At 72.1% G+C, this 19,103-nt stretch carries 14 protein-coding genes and 1 riboswitch; of the genes, 5 read left to right on the top strand and 9 right to left on the bottom strand.

All coding sequences use genetic code 11. From position 1 onward, the window contains the following. Positions 1-62 precede the first annotated feature (62 nt). From mraY to ACTEI_RS08120, 8 genes are all read right to left on the bottom strand, one after another. On the bottom strand, positions 63-1,178 hold the full coding sequence (gene mraY / locus ACTEI_RS08155) for a phospho-N-acetylmuramoyl-pentapeptide-transferase (protein WP_122977086.1): 1,116 nt from the start codon (positions 1,176-1,178) through the stop codon (positions 63-65). Beyond that, the gene (locus tag ACTEI_RS08150; RefSeq protein ID WP_122977085.1) at positions 1,175-2,566 is read right to left on the bottom strand and encodes a UDP-N-acetylmuramoyl-tripeptide--D-alanyl-D-alanine ligase; all 1,392 of its coding nucleotides are present in this window, start codon (positions 2,564-2,566) and stop codon (positions 1,175-1,177) included. Before ACTEI_RS08150 ends, mraY begins: the two co-directional genes overlap by 4 nt. Beyond that, positions 2,563-4,068 carry a UDP-N-acetylmuramoyl-L-alanyl-D-glutamate--2,6-diaminopimelate ligase gene (locus tag ACTEI_RS08145; protein WP_122977084.1) on the bottom strand — a complete coding sequence of 502 codons (1,506 nt, stop codon included), beginning with the start codon at positions 4,066-4,068 and terminating at the stop codon, positions 2,563-2,565. The genes ACTEI_RS08150 and ACTEI_RS08145 overlap by 4 nt, the downstream gene beginning before the upstream one ends. Positions 4,069-4,125: 57 nt before the next feature. Beyond that, positions 4,126-6,840, bottom strand: a complete 2,715-nt coding sequence (locus ACTEI_RS08140) for a penicillin-binding transpeptidase domain-containing protein (protein ID WP_122977083.1) — start codon at positions 6,838-6,840, stop codon at positions 4,126-4,128. A 3-nt stretch (positions 6,841-6,843) separates the two neighbouring features. Further along, positions 6,844-7,566, bottom strand: a complete 723-nt coding sequence (gene ftsL, locus ACTEI_RS38140; RefSeq protein ID WP_239082244.1) for a cell division protein FtsL — start codon at positions 7,564-7,566, stop codon at positions 6,844-6,846. A 161-nt stretch (positions 7,567-7,727) separates the two neighbouring features. Then, complete coding sequence (rsmH, locus tag ACTEI_RS08130) at positions 7,728-8,849, bottom strand: 16S rRNA (cytosine(1402)-N(4))-methyltransferase RsmH (protein ID WP_122977082.1); 1,122 nt, start codon at positions 8,847-8,849, stop codon at positions 7,728-7,730. A 235-nt stretch (positions 8,850-9,084) separates the two neighbouring features. Next, positions 9,085-9,516 (bottom strand): division/cell wall cluster transcriptional repressor MraZ, encoded by a 432-nt coding sequence (mraZ, locus tag ACTEI_RS08125; RefSeq protein ID WP_122977081.1) that lies wholly within the window; start codon positions 9,514-9,516, stop codon positions 9,085-9,087. 758 nt (positions 9,517-10,274) lie between these two features. Then, complete coding sequence (locus ACTEI_RS08120; protein ID WP_239082240.1) at positions 10,275-10,862, bottom strand: C40 family peptidase; 588 nt, start codon at positions 10,860-10,862, stop codon at positions 10,275-10,277. A gap of 31 nt (positions 10,863-10,893) precedes the next feature. Here ACTEI_RS08120 and ACTEI_RS38905 point away from each other — a divergent pair, with 31 nt between their 5' ends. From ACTEI_RS38905 to ACTEI_RS08105, 4 genes are all read left to right on the top strand, one after another. Then, positions 10,894-11,019 (top strand): hypothetical protein, encoded by a 126-nt coding sequence (locus tag ACTEI_RS38905; protein ID WP_262384585.1) that lies wholly within the window; start codon positions 10,894-10,896, stop codon positions 11,017-11,019. A gap of 92 nt (positions 11,020-11,111) precedes the next feature. After that, positions 11,112-11,239, bottom strand: a riboswitch (cyclic di-AMP (ydaO/yuaA leader). 465 nt (positions 11,240-11,704) lie between these two features. Beyond that, on the top strand, positions 11,705-12,925 hold the full coding sequence (locus ACTEI_RS08115; protein WP_122981989.1) for a Mur ligase family protein: 1,221 nt from the start codon (positions 11,705-11,707) through the stop codon (positions 12,923-12,925). 33 nt (positions 12,926-12,958) lie between these two features. After that, positions 12,959-13,672, top strand: a complete 714-nt coding sequence (locus ACTEI_RS08110; protein WP_122977079.1) for a type 1 glutamine amidotransferase — start codon at positions 12,959-12,961, stop codon at positions 13,670-13,672. A 103-nt stretch (positions 13,673-13,775) separates the two neighbouring features. Next, the gene (locus ACTEI_RS08105) at positions 13,776-14,504 is read left to right on the top strand and encodes a TVP38/TMEM64 family protein (RefSeq protein WP_239082239.1); all 729 of its coding nucleotides are present in this window, start codon (positions 13,776-13,778) and stop codon (positions 14,502-14,504) included. Between the two features lie 341 nt (positions 14,505-14,845). Here the strand turns inward: ACTEI_RS08105 and leuS are convergent, their stop codons facing one another. Continuing rightward, positions 14,846-17,653, bottom strand: coding sequence for a leucine--tRNA ligase (leuS, locus tag ACTEI_RS08100; RefSeq protein WP_122977077.1), 2,808 nt, complete (start codon positions 17,651-17,653; stop codon positions 14,846-14,848). A 412-nt stretch (positions 17,654-18,065) separates the two neighbouring features. On the opposite strand from leuS, the gene ACTEI_RS08095 reads away from it, so the two are divergent. Beyond that, positions 18,066-19,103, top strand: a complete 1,038-nt coding sequence (locus ACTEI_RS08095) for an AAA family ATPase (RefSeq protein WP_122977076.1) — start codon at positions 18,066-18,068, stop codon at positions 19,101-19,103.

Genomic DNA, 19,103 nt, shown 5'->3' with positions numbered 1-19,103 from the left:
CCCCCATCATCGTCGGCACGACTCGCCATCGACGTTCACGCCGATGGCGTGTCGCGTGAGAGTTAGCCCATGACCGCCAGGTGGTCGCTGTAGAACAGGCCCAGGCCGATGGCGGCGCAGATGCCGGCGATGATCCAGAACCGCACCACGATGTTGACCTCGCTCCAGCCGGCCAGCTCGAAGTGGTGCTGCAGCGGCGACATCCGGAAGACCCGCTTGCCGGTGGTCTTGAACGAGATGATCTGGATCACCACGGACATCGTGATGATCACGAACAGGCCACCGATGATCACCGAGAGCAGCGTGGTCCGGGTGGCCACCGCCAGGCCGCCGATCAGGCCGCCCAGGCCGAGCGCGCCGGTGTCACCCATGAAGATCCGGGCCGGGTTGGTGTTCCACCACAGGAAGCCGACACAGGCCGCGGCCGCCGCCGCCGCGATCAGCGCGATCTCCAGCGGGTCACGGACCTGGTAGCAGTGCTGCTCGGTGAGCTGGTTGGTGAGCCGGTAGTCGTTGTCGCCGCACCAGTGCCGGTACTGCCAGAAACCGATCAGCGAGTACGCCCCGAGGACCAGGATCGACGCGCCGGTGGCCAGGCCGTCCAGGCCGTCGGTCAGGTTCACGCCGTTGGACATCGCCATGATCACGAAGACGAAGACCATGACCGCGCCGACCTTGCCGACGTCCAGCCAGCTCACGTCCCGGATGAAGGAGATGCGCTCGCTGGCCACGGTCTCGCCGTTGGTGCTCGGGAAGTACAGCGCGGCGACGCCGAACCCGGTGCCGACCAGCAGCTGGCCGAGCAGCTTGCCCTTGGCGCTGAGACCGTCGGAGTTGCGCTTGCGGACCTTCAGGAAGTCGTCGAGGAAGCCGACCGCGCCGCAGAACACGAACAGACCGAGCAGCACCAGCGCGGTCATGGTGGGCCGCTCCTGGGCGATCTGCCGGTCCGGCAGCGTGGTCAGCGCGACATGCCCGGCGACGTACGCGAAGACGGTGGCGATGATGAACGCCACGCCACCCATCGTCGGGGTGCCCCGCTTGCCCAGGTGGGTCTGCGGGCCGATGCTGCGGATCGGCTGCCCGGCCTTCAGCGCCGAGAAGACCCGGATGGCGATCGGGGTGCCGAAGAGCGAGATGAGAAAGGCGACCGCGGCCGCGACGATGACTGCCCTCACGTGGGCTGAACCTCCTCGGAACGCCGCAGCCAGTCGGCGACGTCCCATGTGCGGTACCGGGAACCCTTGACCAGCACGACGTCGTCGGCGCGCAGGTCGTCCTGCAGAATCTCGATCGCGGCGGCCTGGTCGGCGGCGAACCGGGCGGTGCCCCGCCACGCGCCCACCTCCGCCGCGCCGTCCAGGATCGGCCGGGCGTTCTCCGCCACCGCGATCAGCCGGTCCACCCCGAGCTCGGCCGCCAGCCGGCCCACCTCGGCGTGCCCGGACACCTCGAACTCGCCCAGCTCGGCCATGTAGCCGAGAACCGCGGTGGTGCGCCGGCCGGCGCTCATCGCGGCCAGCGCTCGCAGCGCCGCGGCGGTGGACGACGGGTTGGCGTTGTAGGAGTCGTCGATGACGGTCACGCCGTCCGGGCGCTCGAACACGTCCATCCGCCGGTCGGAGACCATGCTCATCTCGCTGAGCGCGGTGACCAGGTCGTCGAACGCCAGGCCGGCGGTCAGCGCGACCGCGGCCGCGGACAGCGAGTTGGCCACCTGATGCCGCCCGGCCACGCGCAGACGCACGGTCCCGCGCCGCTCGCCGTGCTCCAGGACGTACGAGGCCCGCCCCGCCGGGTCCAGCGTCACGTCGACGGCCCGCAGCTGCGCGCCGGCCGCCTCGCCGACCGTGACCACCCGGGCGCCGGTCCGCGAAGCCATCGCCGACACCAGCGCGTCGTCCGCGTTCAGCACCGCGACGCCGGTCTGCGGCAACGCCTCGACCAGCTCGCCCTTGGCCAGCGCGGTGCCCTCCACCGACCCGAACTCGCCGATGTGCGCGGCGCCGATGTTGAGCACCACCCCGATCGACGGCCGGGCGATCCCGGTCAGGTGCCGGATGTGCCCGACCCCCCGGGCGCCCATCTCCAGCACCAGGAACCGGGTGTCCGCCCCGGCCTGCAGCACGGTGTACGGAAAGCCGAGCTCGTTGTTGAGCGACCCGGGCAGCGCCACCGTCGGGCCCAGCCGCGACAGCAGCTGGCCGATGTAGTCCTTGGTCGTGGTCTTGCCCGACGACCCGGTCAGCCCGACCACGGTCAGCTCGGGCAGCCGGGCGACCACCTCGTGCGCCAGCGTGGCGACCGCCCGCAGCGAGTCCTCGACCACGACCCCCGGCTCGCCGGTGTCCCGGGTGCCGAGCACCCCGGCCGCGCCGGCGGCGACCACCGCGGACGCGAAGTCGTGGCCGTCCACCCGCTCGCCCGGGAACGCCACGAACAGCCCGCCCGGGACGACCTTGCGGGAGTCGTACTCGACACTCGCGGTCACCTCGGCGGACCCGTCGCTGTTGACCAGCCGGCCGCCGGTGATCCCGGCGATCTCGCCGAGCGTCATGCGGATCATGAGCGACCCCCCAGCGCGGCGGCCAGCTCGATGCGGTCGTCGAACGGCAACACCTGGCCGTTCACCTCCTGCCCCTGCTCGTTGCCCTTACCCAGCACGGCGATCACGTCACCGGCGGCGGCGAGGCGGACCGCCTCGTCGATCGCCGCTCGGCGGCCGGCCACCTCGAGCACCTTGGCGGCCGTGTGCGCCTCCTCGGCGCCCCGGCGCACCGCCGCCCGTACCGCGGCCGGGTCCTCGGTCCTGGGGTTGTCGTCCGTGATGATCACCAAGTCGGCGCCCCGCGCCGCGGCCTCGCCCATCAGCGGCCGCTTGCCCCTGTCCCGGTCCCCGCCGGCGCCGAGCACGCAGACCAGCCGGCCCCCGCGGGCCGAGGCCAGTTCGCGCAGCGCGGCCAGGGCGGCCACGATCGCGTTCGGCTTGTGCGCGTAGTCCACCACGCCGAGGATCTCGCCGGGCGCGGCGACCTGCTCCAACCGCCCGGGCACGCCCCGGCACTCCCGCACGCCGGTTCCCGCCACCTGCGGGTCGATCCCGACCGCGACCAGCAGCGCGAGCGCGAGCAGCGCGTTCGCCACGTTGTGCAGGCCGGGCAGCGCGACCCCGGTCTCGACGGTGATCCCGCCCGGGCCGTGCGCGACGAACCGCTGCCCGAAGTCCGAGGGCCGCACGTCGGAGGCCCACCAGGTCGCCTCGGTGTTGCCGGACGCCGAGTAGGTCACCATGCCGGGCGCCAGCAGCGACATGACCGCCGGATCGTCGTGGTTGAGCACGCCGACCTCGGTACGCCCGTCGAACAGCCGCGCCTTGGCCGCGAAATACTCCTCGGTCGTCGGGTGGAAGTCGAGGTGGTCCTGGCCGAAGTTGGTGTATCCGCCGGCGGCGAACCGGATCCCGTCGGCGCGGCCCATCACCAGCGCGTGGCTGGAGACCTCCATGACCACCGCGGTCACTCCGCGCTCCACGCCGGCGGCCAGGATCGCCTGCAGGTCGGTGGCCTCGGGAGTGGTCCGGACGCTCTTGACCACGAAGTCGCCGAGCCGGGTCTCCACCGTGCCGACCAGCCCGGTGACCCGGCCGGCCGCCCGCAACCCGGCCTCGACCAGGTACGACGTCGAGGTCTTCCCGGCCGTCCCGGTGATGCCGATCATGGTGATCCGCCGCGACGGCTCGCCGTAGATCGCCGCCGCGGCCGCGCCGAGCACCGCTCTCGGGTCGTCGGCGACCAGCACCGGCAACCCGGCGGCGAGCGCGGCCTCCCGCCCGGCCGGGTCGGTCAGCACCGCCACCGCGCCGGAGCGGGCCGCGGCGGCGATGAACTCGGCGCCGTGCCGGTTCGCGCCGGGAAGCGCCGCGTAAAGATCTCCAGGGCGCACCGAGCCACTACTGTGAGTGACCCCGGTGACGTCGATGTCACCACCGTGCAGCGCGGCCGGAAGCAGCTCGGCAAGCCGGGTCAGCTTCGACGGCGCGACGGTCTCGGGTCGGGGAATGCCGGACACGGCGTCAGACCCTACCTGGTGGACCACACGTTCCTGTCAACGCCATGCGCCCCGGGCTCATCCATGGATCTTGAAGGTTGGCGGTTTCGTGGTGGACGGTGGCACAAAGTAGTGAAGCAGGGTGTAGGACATCATCTGGGCGAAGGCCGGGCCGGCCACCTCCCCGCCGGAGCCCTTGGGGACGTCCATCGACACCGCGATGACGTACCGCGGGTTCTCGGCCGGCGCCATCCCGACGAACGAGCTCGCGTTGTGGCTGGTGTACTGCCCGTCGACGAGCATGTTGCCGGTGCCGGTCTTGCCCGCCACCCGGTAGTCCGGGACCTGCGCCTTGGTGCCGGTGCCCTCCCTGTCCTCGACCACCGCCTCCATCATGGTGCGCAGCTGCGACGCCACCTCGGCGTCCAGCACCCGGTGGGTCTTCGGCGCGGCGACCGGGGTCTCCTTGCCGTCGATCCCGGAGACGGTCGACTTGATCAGGTGCGGCTGGATGTAGACGCCGTCGTTGGCGATCGCGCCGTAGCCGGCCGCCATCTGCACCAGCGTCGCGGACACGCTGTGCCCGATCGGCACCGACCCGTACGCCGAGCCGCTCCACTTGTCCGGCGGCAGCAGCATCCCGGACGCCTCGCCGGGCATACCCTCACCGGTCGCCTGGCCCAGCCCGAACTTCTTCTGGTACTCGTAGAGCTTCTCCTTGCCGAGCTTCTCGCCGATCAGGATGGTCCCCACGTTCGACGAGTAGGCCATGATCCCGGCCAACGTCAGCTTGGTGCCCTTCTTCCGCGGGTGGCCGTCCTTGAAGACGGTGCCGCCGCGCTCGATCGCCGGCGCGACCTCCTGCGTCGACTCCGGCGTGACGATGCCCTCCTGCAGAGCCGCGCCCAGCACGAACGCCTTGTGGCTGGAGCCCGGGTCGGTGACCACGCTGGTCGGCACGTCGATCCGGTCGGACGGGTCGGCGTCCAGCGGCTTGGCCGCGTTGTAGAACGGGTAGCTGGCCTGGGCCAGCACCTCACCGGTCCGCACGTCGAGGATCACCGCGCCGGCCACCGTGGCGTGGTTGCGCTGCGCCTCGGCGTCCAGGACCCGCTGGGCGTTGAACTGCACCCAGCGGTCGATGGTCAGCTTCAGCGAACTGCCCGGCTTGGCCGGGGTGTTCTGCTCGTAGCCGCCCGGGATGGGCTTGTTCAGGCTTCCCTTGCCGGTCTCGAAGACCCGCTTGCCGTCGGTGCCGTGCAGCAGGTCGTCGTAGCGCGCCTCCAGGCCCACCAGGCCGTGGCCGTCGCCGCTGGTGAAGCCGATCAGGTTCGCCGCCAGGTCCTTGCCGGGCACGTCCCGCCGCTCGTCGATGTGCGTGTAGATGCCCTTCAGACCCAGGTCCTCGATCTTGTCGGCGACCGAGACGTCCACCCCCCGGGCCAGGTAGCGGAACCGCAGCCAGGTGCCCATCACCTGCTTACGCTGCATGTTCTCGGCCAGCTCGGAGGCCGGGACGGCGAGCAGCGGGGCCAGTTTCGCGGCCGTGGCGGCCAGGTTCCGCTGCAGCTCCGGGTTCTCCGGGTCGGCGTAGATGTAGCGCGCCTCGACGCTGTTGGCCAGGATGTCGCCGTTGCGGTCCATGATGCTGCCCCGCGGCGCCGGCAGCTCGACCGTGCTCAACCGCTTCTCGCGCAGCTTGACCAGGCTCTGCACCTCGGCCGGCGAGGTCGCCACCTGCAACACCACCAGGCGTACCCCGATCATCACGAACAAGGAGAGCGCCAGCACCGTGCCGATCCGCAGCCGGCGGGTGCTGTTGGCCAGCCGGGGTGGTTCGGCGGGCACCGGCCGCGGCCGGCGAGCCGGCTCCCGGCCCGGCCCACGACCGGGCGGATCGGTCACCCGGCGCCGTGGTCCGGGTTCCTGCTTCCCGGTACGGCCGGCGCCCGACCGGGCCGGCTCGGCCGTACGGCGTACGCGGGGGTGGTCACGCTCGTCCGCCCGCCGCTCGCGCGCCTGTCGGGTGCGACCGGCCGGCTCCCGCCGCGCCCGGTCCTTCCCGGCGGCCTCGCGCGGCTCCCGGCGCTCCCACCCGGCGCCCCCGGCCTCGCGGCGCTCCCGGCCGGCCGCGCCCGTGCCGCGGGCTTCCCGGCGTTCACGGGCCGCGGTCCCGGACTCCCGGCGTTCACGGGCCGCAATGCCCGTCTCGCGGGCCGCGGTCCCCGCCTCCCGCCGCTCCCGGCCCCCGGTGCCCGCCTCGCGGCGCTCCCGGGCCGCAGCGCCCGCCTCGCGGCCCGCGGTCCCCGCCTCCCGGCGCTCCCGGCTCGCAGCGCCCGCCTCGCGGCCCGCGGTCCCCGCCTCCCGGCGGTCCCGGCTCGCAGCGCCCGCCTCCCGCCCCGCGGCCCCCGCCTCCCGGCGGTCCCGGCCCGCAGCGCCCGTCTCCCGGCGGTCCCGGCCCGGGATTCCCGCCTCGCGGGGTTCGCGGCCGCCGGCCGGCGGCTCATCGGTGCGCGTACCGCGCTGACGTGGCCGCGGCCCGCCGTCGCCGCCCTCGACCACCTGCAACGCCGGCCGGAACGGGTCCGTGGTGCGCCCGGTGCGCGGGGTGCGACCGCGTTCGGCCACCGTGCGGCCGCGCGGCGTGTACGCCCGCGCCTCCCCGATGCTGGAGAAACCGCGCCGCTCAGCGCGCTCGGGCTCGTCGGGTCCCTCGGCGGGGACGGCACGGGACGCACCGCGCCGGGGCGAATTGCCCCGGCGCGGTGTCTCGTCGTCGGCTCGCGGCGACACGGTCTACTTCCCCGTTCCCACAGCGTTCTGATCGGTGCCGGGCTGGCCGGCGTTCTGCTGGGTCCCGGTCTGTGCGCCGGTACCCGTTCCCGTCTGCGCCCCGGTTCCGGCCTGCGTGCCCGCCCCGGTTCCGGCCTGCGTTCCCGGTGCGGTCTGCGTCCCGGTCCCCGCCTGCGTCCCCGGTGCGGTCTGCGTCCCGGTCCCGGCCTGCGTTTCCGCTCCGGCGCCGGTGGCGGGCTGGGTCGCGCCGCCGTCACCGGCCGCGCCGGTCCGCAGCTCCCCCGTGGTCGGCGCGGTCGGCCCCTTGCCCGGCGTCGGCACGCCGATGATCTTGCCGTCCGGCAGCCGGATCCGCGCCGGCTTCCCGGCCGGGACCAGCCCCTGCTGGCGTGCGGCGGCCGCCAGGTTGCCCGGGCCGGACACCTGGATCAGCTGCTGCTTCAACTCCTGCTGCTGTTCGTTCAGGTTGGCCTGGTTCTCGCGCAACGCGTCCAGCCGGAACGACTGCTCCATGGTCTTGATGTTGATCAGCAGGACGCCGAGCACACCGACCAGCACCAGCGCGATCACCCCGGCCGCGAACGTCGGCCGTGGCGCGCGGATCGGCAGCGGCGCGACCCGCAGACGAGGCCCGGCCGGCGTGGACGCCTCCCCGACGTCCAGCCGCTTCGCCGCGGTCCCGTCCACCTCGACGCGTACGTCGCCGCGACCGTCGCCGGTCCGCATCCCGGACCGGCGCGTGTCGGTCCGGGCGGCGAACTGGCGCGCCCCCCGGGCGCCAGTTCCTCCGGTCCCGGCATCGCGGCTCGCCCCGCGCCCCCGCTCCCCCGCGGTGGAACGCGGTTGCGCCGCTCGGCCCCCCGACCGCGGCGCGTCGGTTCGCTCGCTCATGCTTTCCCCTCCCCCTCATGGTTCGCCCCCGGGCGTATCCGCCCTTGTCCCCCGTGCGTTGTATCCCGGTGTCGCCCGGTGCTCCCACGCGTGGAAGCCGCCATCCGGGGCCGTTCGCGGCCGGCCCGTGGTGCCTGGTTGCCCGTGTTCTCCCGCTCGTCGATCCGTTCCACCGCGCGCAGCTTCACCGAAGCCGCCCGCGGGTTCTCCGCCACCTCCGCGTCGCTGGGCAGCTCCGACCCACGGGTCAGCAGCCGCAGCGTCGGACCGGTCCCGGGCAGCTCGACCGGAAGGTCGATCGGCCCGGTGCTGCGCGCCCTCGCGGCGAGCGCGCGTTTGACGATCCGGTCCTCCAGAGATTGATAACTCATCACCACAAGTCGCCCGCCGGGCGACAACGCGTCCAAAGCCGCCGGAATGGCGGTCTCGAGCACATCCAGCTCGCCGTTGACCTCAATGCGTAGTGCCTGGAAGGACCTTTTGGCGGGATTTCCACCCGTTCGGCGCGCGGCGGCCGGGATCGCGTCCTTGATCAGCTCGGCCAGCCGGGCGGTCGACACGATCCGGGACTTCGCCCGCTCCCGCACGATCGACGAGACGATCCGCGGCGCGAACTTCTCCTCGCCGTACTGCCGGAGGATGCGGACCAGCTCGCCCGGCTCGTACGAGTTGACGACCTCTTCCGCGGTGATCCCTCGGGACTGGTCCATCCGCATGTCCAGCGGGGCGTCCTGCGCGTACGCGAAACCGCGGTCCGCCTCGTCCAGCTGCAACGAGGAGACCCCGAGGTCGAACAGCCCGCTGTGGATGGCCGGGATGTCCAGCTCGGACAGCACCCGGGGCAGCTCGTGGTAGACCGCGTGCACCAGGTGGATCCGCTCGGCGAACCGGGCCAGACGGTGCCGCGAGTGGGCGAGCGCCTCGGTGTCCCGGTCCAGTCCGATCAGGACGACGTCCGGGTACCGCTCCAGGACCGCCTCGGCGTGGCCGCCCAGGCCCAGCGTGAAGTCGACGTGCACCGCTCCGGGCCGGGCGAGAGCCGGACCGAGCAGCTCGAGGCAGCGCTCCAGAAGTACCGGAACGTGCGCACCGCGCGGCTCCCCCATGTCGACCCCCATTGACCCACCCGTTCGCGTCTCACTCGGTTGTTACGTGAAGCTGTCCGTTCCGGCCCGGCCGCCCCTCCGTACCGCCAGATCCCCATCCGCTCTGTCCCGTGCCGGTGTGCCCGGCCCCGGACACGCGCCTGGCGCCGGGGAAGAGGCGCCAGGAGCGGGAGCGGCTGGAGATCTCGCAGTACGGCAGCAGTGGCGTCCGGGCCGGTATACCCAGCGGCCCACCGAGTGCCACGCCCTACAGTCCGCCGGGCAGCACCCCCTCCTCGATGTCGGCGAACTCTTCCTCGCTCGCCGAGAGGTAGTCGTCCCAGGCGTGTCTGTCCCAGATCTCGACCCGGGTGCTGGCCCCGATCACCACGAGATCCCGGCCGAGACTCGCGTACTCCCGCAGATGTGCGGGGATCGTGACCCGGCCCTGTTTGTCGGGAACCTCGTCGTGGGCGCTGGCGAAGAACACCCGGCTGTAAGCCCGGGCGGCCTTGTTGGTTACCGGCGCCTCGCGCAGCTGACCCGCGATGCGCTGGAACTCCGGCATCGGGAACACGTAAAGACAGCGCTCCTGTCCCTTCGTGATCACGACACCTCCCGCCAGCTCGTCGCGGAACTTCGCCGGGAGGATCAGCCGGCCCTTCTCGTCGAGGCGCGGGGTGTGCGTGCCGAGGAACATCGGCCCCTACCCCCTTGCCGGGACGGCCGCTCCTTCGCGGAGGGAGTGGACCGCCTGTCAACTCGGGCCGGCAGGTCCCGGTTGGGTTCCTCGGTCCTGCCACTGGGCCCCACTCTACTCCACTTCCCTCCACCTGCAACCCGAAAGCGGTCACTCGCGAGCCGTTCTCGCGGACGTAATCCCAGTTCACAGGCGGTGGCGCGGAGTGGAGGGGCAGCGCATGATCCACCAGGTCCGGTTTCCGACATGGGATAGGGGCGGGCGGAAAAGCCCCGGCAATCGAGCCCGGTGAACCCCTCGGGGAGGCGGGGTGGAGGACGCCGGGGAGGGAAGTGGAGGACGCGGAGGCGCGATCGGGAAGGACGCCGCGGCCCGGCGCCGCAGCGCGGCCCGGCGGCGCGGTCCGGCGGCGCGGTCCGGCGGCGCGGTCCGGCGGCGCGGTCCGGCGGCGCGGTCCGGCGGCGCGGTCCGGCGCGGCGGCGCGATCCGGCGCGGCGGCGCGATCCGGCGCGGCGACGACACAACGTGGCACGGCACGGCGCGATCCGGCGGCGCGGCGGGGTGCGACGGCACGGGCCGGTTCGGCATGGCCGGGTCCCGTACGGCAGGCGCGGAGCGGCACCGCGGCTCGGCGAGGGAAGACTGTGGAACCCAGGTGGAGCGACCCTCGACCCGTCACGGCACCCGGAACGCCAGTGGGGCGCGACCCGAACCGAGTCGCGCCCCACTGAGGGTGCTTCCTTACTTACCTGGCGCCATCAGGCGACCAGGCGGCGCACGACGTAGTTGCTGCCGTGAATCTTGCGCTTGCTGACCCGGGCGCCGGTGTGCGGCGAGTCGTACATGTAGCCGCCGCCGGCGTAGATTCCGGCGTGGTACCCGTACGACCCGGAGCGGAAGATGATCAGGTCACCGATCCGCTTGTTGCCCTTGCTGACGGCCTTGCCGTACTTCTGCTGGGAGTTGGCCTTGTGCGGCAGCTTCTTGCCGGCGGCCTTCTTGTAGACGTACATCGTGTAGCCGGAGCAGTCGAACCGCTTGGGCCCGGCGGCCGCGAACTTGTACAGCGCGCCCTTGTGCTTCTTGGCCTCGGCGATGACCTTGGCGCCGCTCGCCTTCACCGTGACCTTCAGACCCTTGGTGGCGGTCTGGGTGTAGGCGGCGCCGGTGAAGAGGGTCCGCACGTACGCGGTGGTCTTCGGGGCGGCCTTGAGGGTCACCGTCCCGTTGGCGTTGCGGACGGTCTCGGTGTCCCAGGTCACCCACTTGCCGTTGCGCAGGCCCTGGAGCCGTACGGTGCCCTTGGCGATCTTGCCGGTTCGCGGGTCGATGACCTTGGCGGTCACCCGGAGAGTGGAGCCCCAGGGGAGCTTCCGGGTGCTGAACTTGTTGCTCAGCCGGGGCTTCACCTTCGCGGCGGCGCTGGTCGTCGCCGTGGTGACGGCGGTGGTGACCGGCGTCGTGGTGGTGGCCGCCGTGGCGGGCGACGCGGCCACCAGCTGACCGGCGCAGAGGCAGAGACCCAGGGACAGTGCGACGGTACCGGCGCCGGACATGCGGCGGCCCCGGCTCGAACTGTGTTCGTGCACGGTAAGGAAATCCCTCCGGCACGCCTGCGAGGTTAGCTGTCGGGTTCGGGCGGGAAGGTTGCCCGGCCGCCGGAGCGGCTTCACCCCGAGGTCCGACCAGTGCGCCGCCGATGTTCGCTCGGCGCGGTGCGGACCGGGATTGGTTCCCCCGTCCCTGCCCCCGAATGCCTTGTCAGTCGATCCGGTGCTGCTGTCGTCGCACCCTCGGGCCCGGGGCAGGGCTCGGCGTGAGCCGTCCGGTGCGACCGGCGAGCGGTTGCCGCCGGTGAATCCTTGGTACCTGACTTCCCGCATGATCGTCAGGCGCGGTTTGGTCACGCTAAGTGACTGGCATATCGGATCATGTCCATTTTGTTACCTCGACAAGACAAATGCCATTACTCAAAGAAGTCGAGCAATTACTTTGGGTTCACATTAATGCGTGAACCAGAACACACAAAAACTCAGGTGGTAACCCGTTCGAGACTTCGGAACGTCGGCCACCGGCACAAACGTGGTCGGCCGTTCGGGCCATCGGGCGGGGGCCGGTGATCCAAGGCTTCCGGCAACTCGACGTAACCCTTGGTTCCGGTACCCTCGCTGGCGTGACGGACGGGAAGATGCCCCTGCGGGCCATAGTCGCGACCACCGCGTCGAAGACTGCGGCCGCGCTCTCCAGGGCCGCGGGACGCGGCGACGGTTCGGTGATCGGCGGCTGGATCGGCCTCAAGATCGATCCGGATCTGCTGTCCCATCTCTCCTCGGGGCGCGCCGTCGCGCTGATCTCCGGGACCAACGGCAAGACCACCACCACCCGGTTCACCGCGGCCGCGGTCGGCGTGCTGGGCCGGGTCGCCACCAACTCGTTCGGCGCCAACATGCCCACCGGGCACACCTCGGCGCTGGCCAAGGAGGGGCACACCCCGTTCGCCGTGCTGGAGGTGGACGAGCACTACCTGCCCCAGGTCATCGACTCCACCCGCCCCAGGGTGGTGGCGCTGCTCAACCTCTCCCGCGACCAGCTCGACCGGGCCAAGGAGGTGGCGATGATGGCGCAGCTGTGGAAGACCACGCTCGCCGGCCACCCCGAGATCCGGGTGGTCGCCAACGCCGACGACCCGATGGTGGTCTGGGCGGCCGGCGTCAGCCCGCAGGTGACCTGGTTCAGCGCGGGTCAGCGCTGGCACGACGACTCGTTCGTCTGCCCGGAGAGCGGCCACCCGATCGAGCGGGCCCACGGCGACTGGTGGTGCTCCGGCTGCCCGCTGCGCCGGCCCCGCCCGCAGTGGGTGGTCGAGGAGGACGGCGTGATCGACCCGCGCGGCGACTGGCACCTGGTCAAGCTGCAGCTGCCCGGCCGGGTCAACCTGGGCAACGCGGCCACCGCGCTGGCCGTCGCGGGCGAGTTCGGCGTCCGCCCGATCGAGGCGCTGCCCCGGCTCTCCCGGGTGACCTCGATCGCCGGGCGCTACGCCCAGGTGGACCGGGACGGCCGCAACATCCGGCTGCTGCTGGCCAAGAACCCGGCCAGCTGGCTGGAGGCGTTCGACATGGCCGACCAGGCGCCGACGCTGCTGTCCATCAACGCGCGGGACCCCGACGGTCTGGACACCTCGTGGCTGTGGGACGTGGACTTCTCGCCGCTGCGCGACCGGCCGGTGCTGATCACCGGTGACCGCGCCTACGACCTGGCCGTCCGGCTCCAGGTGAACCAGGTGCCGTTCCGGCACGTACACAGTTTCGGCGAGGCGCTGGGCGCGGTGCCGCCCGGCCGCCTCGAGGTGATCGCCAACTACACGGCGTTCCAGGACATCCGAGCGGAGCTCGACCGTGTCAACTGAGTCCCACCCCGCCGGCGAGACGAAGGCGAAGGCATGAACGACAGCACCCTGCGCATCGTGTGGATCTACCCCGATCTGCTGTCCACCTACGGCGACCGGGGCAACATGCTGATCCTGGCGCACCGGGCGGCCGCGCGGGGCATCCCGGTGGAGACCTACGAGATCCGCTCGGACATGCAGATGCCGACCACCGCCGACATCTACCTGATCGGCGGCGGCGAGGACGGGCCGCAGGCGCTGGCCGCCCAGCGGCTGATCGCCGACGGCGGCCTGCACCGGGCGGTGAACCAGGGGGCCTCGGTGCTGGCGATCTGCGCGGGTTACCAACTCTTCGGTCACTCGTTCTTCGCCAAGGGGACCAAGTGCGCCGGTCTCGGCCTGCTCGACATCACCTCGGACCGGGGTGACACCCGGGCGGTCGGCGAGCTGCGCGGGGACATCGACCCGCGGCTCGGGCTGCCCCCGCTGACCGGTTTCGAGAACCACGGCGGTCGCACCCACCTGGGCGCGCACGCCGCGCCGCTGGCCCGGGTGACCGGTGGCATCGGCAACGACGGCCAGACCGAGGGCGCCTGGGCGGGCAAGATCATCGGAACGTATTCGCACGGTCCGGCGCTCTCCCGCAACCCAGCGCTAGCCGATCTGCTACTGCGTTGGGCGACCGGCGCGGATAGGCTTGCGCCTCTTGACGACACCTGGGCCGAGCGCCTCCGGGGCGAACGGCTCGCCGCCGTCGCGCCCGCCTGACGACGACGAGCGCGGAAAGACCCGGCACGACCTTGTCCTGAACCGACGACAGTTGGGGCGGTAGGCCTGCATGACCGACAACCCGGCAAGTCCCGTGGGCACCGTGCCTGGGGACGTCCCCGCTGTGCCGACCAGCCGGTCCACCGCCGTCCAGCAGACGCCCGCCGCCGGGCACGCTCCGCTCTGCCGTAAACGCCGTCTCGTCCGGTTCGGGCTGCTCAGCGTGGTGATCGGCGGGTTGGCGGTGGCCGCCGCCACGCTTCCGCTTCGCGAGATCGGCGACGCGGTCGTCGCGCTCGGCCCCGGGGCGGCCGTCGCCGTGGCCGTACTGGGTGGTCTGCTCCTGTCCGTGCTGGTCCCGCGGACCGCGGTGACCGTGGCCTGCGGCGCCCTGCTGGGCGCCGCGACCGGCGCCATCGCCGCCCTGGCCGCCGCCGTGATCGCCGCGATCGCCACCTACTACGCGGGCCGGTGGGCGGGCCGGGGCGCCCTGCAGGCCCGGGCCGGGGGCCGCCTGGCCCGCCTGGACGGCTGGCTCAACCGCCGCGGCCTGGCCGCCGTGCTGCTGGTCCGCTTCCTGCCGCTGGCCCCGTTCGGCCTGGTCGGCTACGCCTACGGCACGACCAGCGTGTGCCGTAAGCGGTACCTGCTCGGCACCACGATCGCCGCGATCCCGTCCACGGTCACCTACGCCGTGATCGGCGCCGCGGTGGTGGCCCCGGGCAGCATGAGCCCGATCACCGTGGCCCCGGCCGCCTTCAGCTTCATCCTCTCCACCGTGATCATCGTGCGCTGGCGCCGCAGCTCCCGCCGCGCCGTCGCGCCCGCCTGACGAGCAGGCGCGCCTGGCGAACACGCCGCCTTCGAGGTACGGCCCGCCGTTGTGTACCGCAGACGGGCACCGCCGCCTTCGAGGTACGGCCCGCCGTTGTGTACCGCAGACGGGCACCGCCGCCTTCGAGATACGGCCCGCCGTTATGTACCGCAGACGGGCCACCCCGGGCACGCGGCTTCCTCCACCGACCGCATGTCAGCGAGCCGGCTCCGGCCACGGCCCGGAACGGGTGACCCGGCGCCCCGGGCCCGCGCACAACCGGCGGTCGCCGGCCGGGACCGCCTCGCGCGCCAGCAGCATCCGGCGCGCGAGGGTGGCCCGGCCGGGGCCGCCCGGCATCAGACGACGACGCTGACCAGCCGGCCCTTGACCACGATCACCTTCTTGGGCTCGCGACCGGCCAGCGCCTCGGCGACGGCGGCCAGCGCGGCCTCGCGCACGTCGGCCTCCGCGGTGTCCGGGGCGACCTCGACCCGGCCGCGGACCTTGCCGTTGACCTGCACCGGGTAGGTGACCGAGTCGGCCACCAGCTGGGCCGGGTCGGCCTGCGGGAAGTCGACGTACGCCAGCGTCCCCTCGTGGCCCAGCCGGCCCCACAGCTCCTCGGCCAGGTGCGGGGCGAACGGCGACAGCATCAGCACCAGCGGCTCGACCGCCTCCCGCGACACGACAGGCAGCGGGGTCAGCGTGTTGGTCAGCTCGATCAGCTTGGCGATCGCGGTGTTGAACCGCAGCTCGTCCATGTCCTCGCGGACCCCGGCGATGACCCGGTGCAGCACCTTGCGGGACTTCGGGTCCAGCGGCTCGTCGGTGACCCGGTCGGCGCCGGTCTCCTCGTCGACCACCAGCCGCCAGACGCGCTGCAGGAAGCGCTGCGAGCCGACCACCGCGCGGGTGTCCCAGGGGCGGGAGACGTCCAGCGGGCCCATCGCCATCTCGTAGACCCGGAACGTGTCGGCGCCGTACTGCTCGCACATCTCGTCCGGGGTGACCACGTTCTTCAGCGACTTGCCCATCTTGCCGTACTCGCGGGTGACCTGCTGGTCGCCGTAGTACCACCGACCGTCGCGCTCGACGACCTCCTCGGCCGGGACGATCACGCCACGGGCGTCACGGAACGCGTACGCCTGGATGTAGCCCTGGTTGAACAGCTTGCGGAACGGCTCGAACGACGAGACGTGCCCCAGGTCGTACAGCACCTTGTGCCAGAAGCGGGCGTACAGCAGGTGCAGCACGGCGTGCTCGACGCCGCCGACGTACAGGTCGACGCCACCACAATCGCCGGCCTTGCGCGGGCCCATCCAGTACTGCTCGTTCTCCGGGTCGACCAGCGCCTGCTCGTTGTGCGGGTCCAGGTAGCGCAGCTCGTACCAGCAGGAGCCGGCCCACTGCGGCATGGTGTTGGTCTCCCGGGTGTACGTCTTCGGTCCGTCACCCAGGTCCAGCTCGACCTGCACCCAGTCCTTCTTGCGCGACAGCGGGGTCTCCGGCTCGGTGTCCGCGTCGTCCGGGTCGAAGGTGCGCGGCGAGAAGTCGTCCACGTCGGGCAGCTCGACCGGCAGCATCGACTCGGGCAGCGCGACCGGCAGCCCGCTCTCGTCGTAGACGATCGGGAACGGCTCGCCCCAGTACCGCTGCCGGCTGAACAGCCAGTCCCGCAGCCGGTAGGTGGTGGCGCCGGCGCCCTTGTCGTGCTCCTGGAGCCAGGCGATGATCGCGGCCTTGGCCTCGTCCTTGCCCAGGCCGTTCAGGAACCCGGAGTTGATCACCACGCCGTCGCCGGTGTACGCGCCCTCGACGCCCTCCGGAGCCTCGATGGTGCGGACCACCGGCAGGTCGAACGCGGTGGCGAAGTCGAAGTCGCGCTCGTCGTGGGCGGGCACCGCCATGATCGCGCCGGTGCCGTAGCCGGCCAGCACGTAGTCGGCGATGAAGACCGGGACGCGCGCGTCGTTGACCGGGTTGATCGCGTACGCCCCGGTGAAGACGCCGGTCTTCACCTTGCCGTCCGCGGTCCGCTCCTCCTCGGTCTTGGCCGCGGCGGCGGCGCGGTAGGCGGCGACCGCCTCGGCCGGGGTGGCGTGGCCACCGGTCCAGACGTCCTTGGTGCCCTCCGGCCACGCGGCCGGCACGATCGACTCGACCAGCTCGTGCTCCGGCGCCAGGACCATGTAGGTGGCGCCGAACAGGGTGTCCGGCCGGGTGGTGAAGACCCGGATGTGGCTGCCGTCGATCGGGAAGTCGACGTGCGCGCCCTGCGAGCGGCCGATCCAGTTGCGCTGCATCAGCTTGACCGGCTCCGGCCAGTCCAGCGTGTCCAGATCCTCGACCAGCCGGTCACCGTACGCGGTGATCCGCATCATCCACTGCTTCAGGCTGCGCTTGAAGACCGGAAAGTTGCCGCGCTCGCTGCGGCCCTCCGGGGTGACCTCCTCGTTGGCCAGCACGGTGCCCAGACCCGGGCACCAGTTCACCGGGGCCTCCGAGACGTACGCCAGCCGGTGGTCGTCGATCAGCCGGCGGCGCGCCTGCGGGGACAGGTCCTTCCACGGCGTGCCCGGAGCCGGGCGCACGCCGGTCTCGAACTCGGTGATCAGCTCGCTGATCGGGCGGGCCTTCTTCAGCTCCGGGTCGAACCACGAGTTGAAGACCTGCAGGAAGATCCACTGGGTCCAGCGGTAGTACTCCGGGTCGGTGGTGGCGAACGAGCGGCGCTCGTCGTACGCCAGACCCAGGCGGCGCAGCTGCTGCCGGTACCGCTCGACGTTCGCCGCGGTGGTCACCGCGGGGTGGGTGCCGGTCTGCACCGCGTACTGCTCGGCCGGCAGGCCGAACGCGTCGAAGCCCATCGGGTGCAGCACGTTGTAACCGGCCATCCGCTGGTAGCGGGTGTAGCAGTCGGTGCCGATGTAGCCCAGCGGGTGCCCGACGTGCAGACCGGCGCCCGACGGGTACGGGAACATGTCCTGCACGTGCAGTTTCGGCGCGCCGGCCCGGGGGTGGTCCGGGTCGGCCAGCTCGCCGACCGGGTTGGGCGCGTGGAACGTCCCGTTCTCCGCCCAGTACCGCTGCCAGCGCAGCTCGATCTCGCCGGCCAGCGCGGCGGTGTAGCGGAACGGGTTCTCGGTCTCGCTCATCTTCACCATCTCGTCTACGTCAGTGGGCTGGGTTCACGCGCTCCGGGCACAAAAAAGCCCCTCACGCAGGAGGGGGCGCCGTGCTGTCACCGATGCGGGATCAGCACGGCCGGCTAAGGAGCAGAACAGACCGAGCCATGCGCGCCATGATACCCGCCGGCCGTCACGCACCGCGACCGGGATGCCCCGCGGCGGCGATCGGCTCCGGAGCCCGATCACCGTCGGTAGATGGACCATGTTCGTCCCGTTTTTCCAGCAACCCCTCTCGATCCGGTCTTTCGGAGCGGTGTGCGGACGGGGATAACCTGTCAGGACGGGCGGCGAGCGCCGGAGGCCCACGGACCGCTGGGCGCCCGCAACCTTGGGGTGCCCTGACGGTGGGTGATCCGTCACCGGGGTACGTATCACTTGGAGGAAGCCCGTGACAACGCCGACCTGGGGCGAACCGACAGGACCGCTGACCGGCGCCGAGTTCCACGCCGCGACGCAGGCCATCATGGCCAACATCGAGCAGGTCATCGAGGGCAAGAGCGCGACGGTGCGGCTCGCCCTGGCGGTCCTGCTGGCCGAGGGCCACCTGCTGATCGAGGACGTGCCGGGTGTCGGCAAGACGAAGCTGGCCAAGGCGCTGGCCCGCTCGATCGACTGCTCGGTGCGCCGCATCCAGTTCACCCCCGACCTGCTGCCCAGCGACGTGACCGGGGTGAGCGTCTACAACCAGGAGACCCGGGACTTCGAGTTCAAGCCGGGCGCCGTCTTCGCCAACCTGGTGGTCGGCGACGAGATCAACCGGGCCTCGCCGAAGACCCAGTCGGCGCTGCTGGAGTGCATGGAGGAGCGGCAGGTCACCGTCGACGGGACGACGTACGAGCTGCAGGCCCCGTTCATGGTGGTGGCCACCCAGAACCCGATCGAGATGGAGGGCACCTACCCGCTGCCGGAGGCGCAGCGGGACCGGTTCACCGCCCGGATCGCGATGGGCTACCCGGACCCGCGCGCCGAGCTGGCCATGCTGGGCGGGCACGGCGACCACGACCCGCTCAACGACCTGCGCGCGGTGGCCGACGCGGCGATGGTCCGCCGGCTGATCGAGACGGCCCGCGCCGTGCACGCCGCCGACGCCGTCCAGCAGTACGCGATCGCCCTGGTCACCGCGACCCGGGAGGCCCCGGAGATCCGCCTCGGCGCGTCCCCGCGCTCCACCCTGCAGCTGCTGCGCACGGCGAAGGCGGTGGCCGCGCTGGAGGGCCGCGACTACGTGCTGCCGGACGACCTGCAGGCGCTGGCCGTGCCGGTGCTCGCGCACCGGCTCATCCCGACCCCGGACGCGCAGCTGAACCGGCGTACCACGGACACCATCGTGTCGGAGATCGTGCACCGGCTGCCGCTGCCGCACGCGAGCCGGAACCCGTACGACACCCGGGACGGCCGCGCGCCGTACGAGTCCCGGGGGCGGTGA

This window comes from Actinoplanes teichomyceticus ATCC 31121 (genome assembly GCF_003711105.1).
GTDB classification, from domain to species: Bacteria; Actinomycetota; Actinomycetes; order Mycobacteriales; family Micromonosporaceae; genus Actinoplanes; species Actinoplanes teichomyceticus.
The sequence above is the reverse complement of the archived record's forward strand: the minus strand, read 5'-3'. Positions and strand labels throughout refer to the sequence as shown.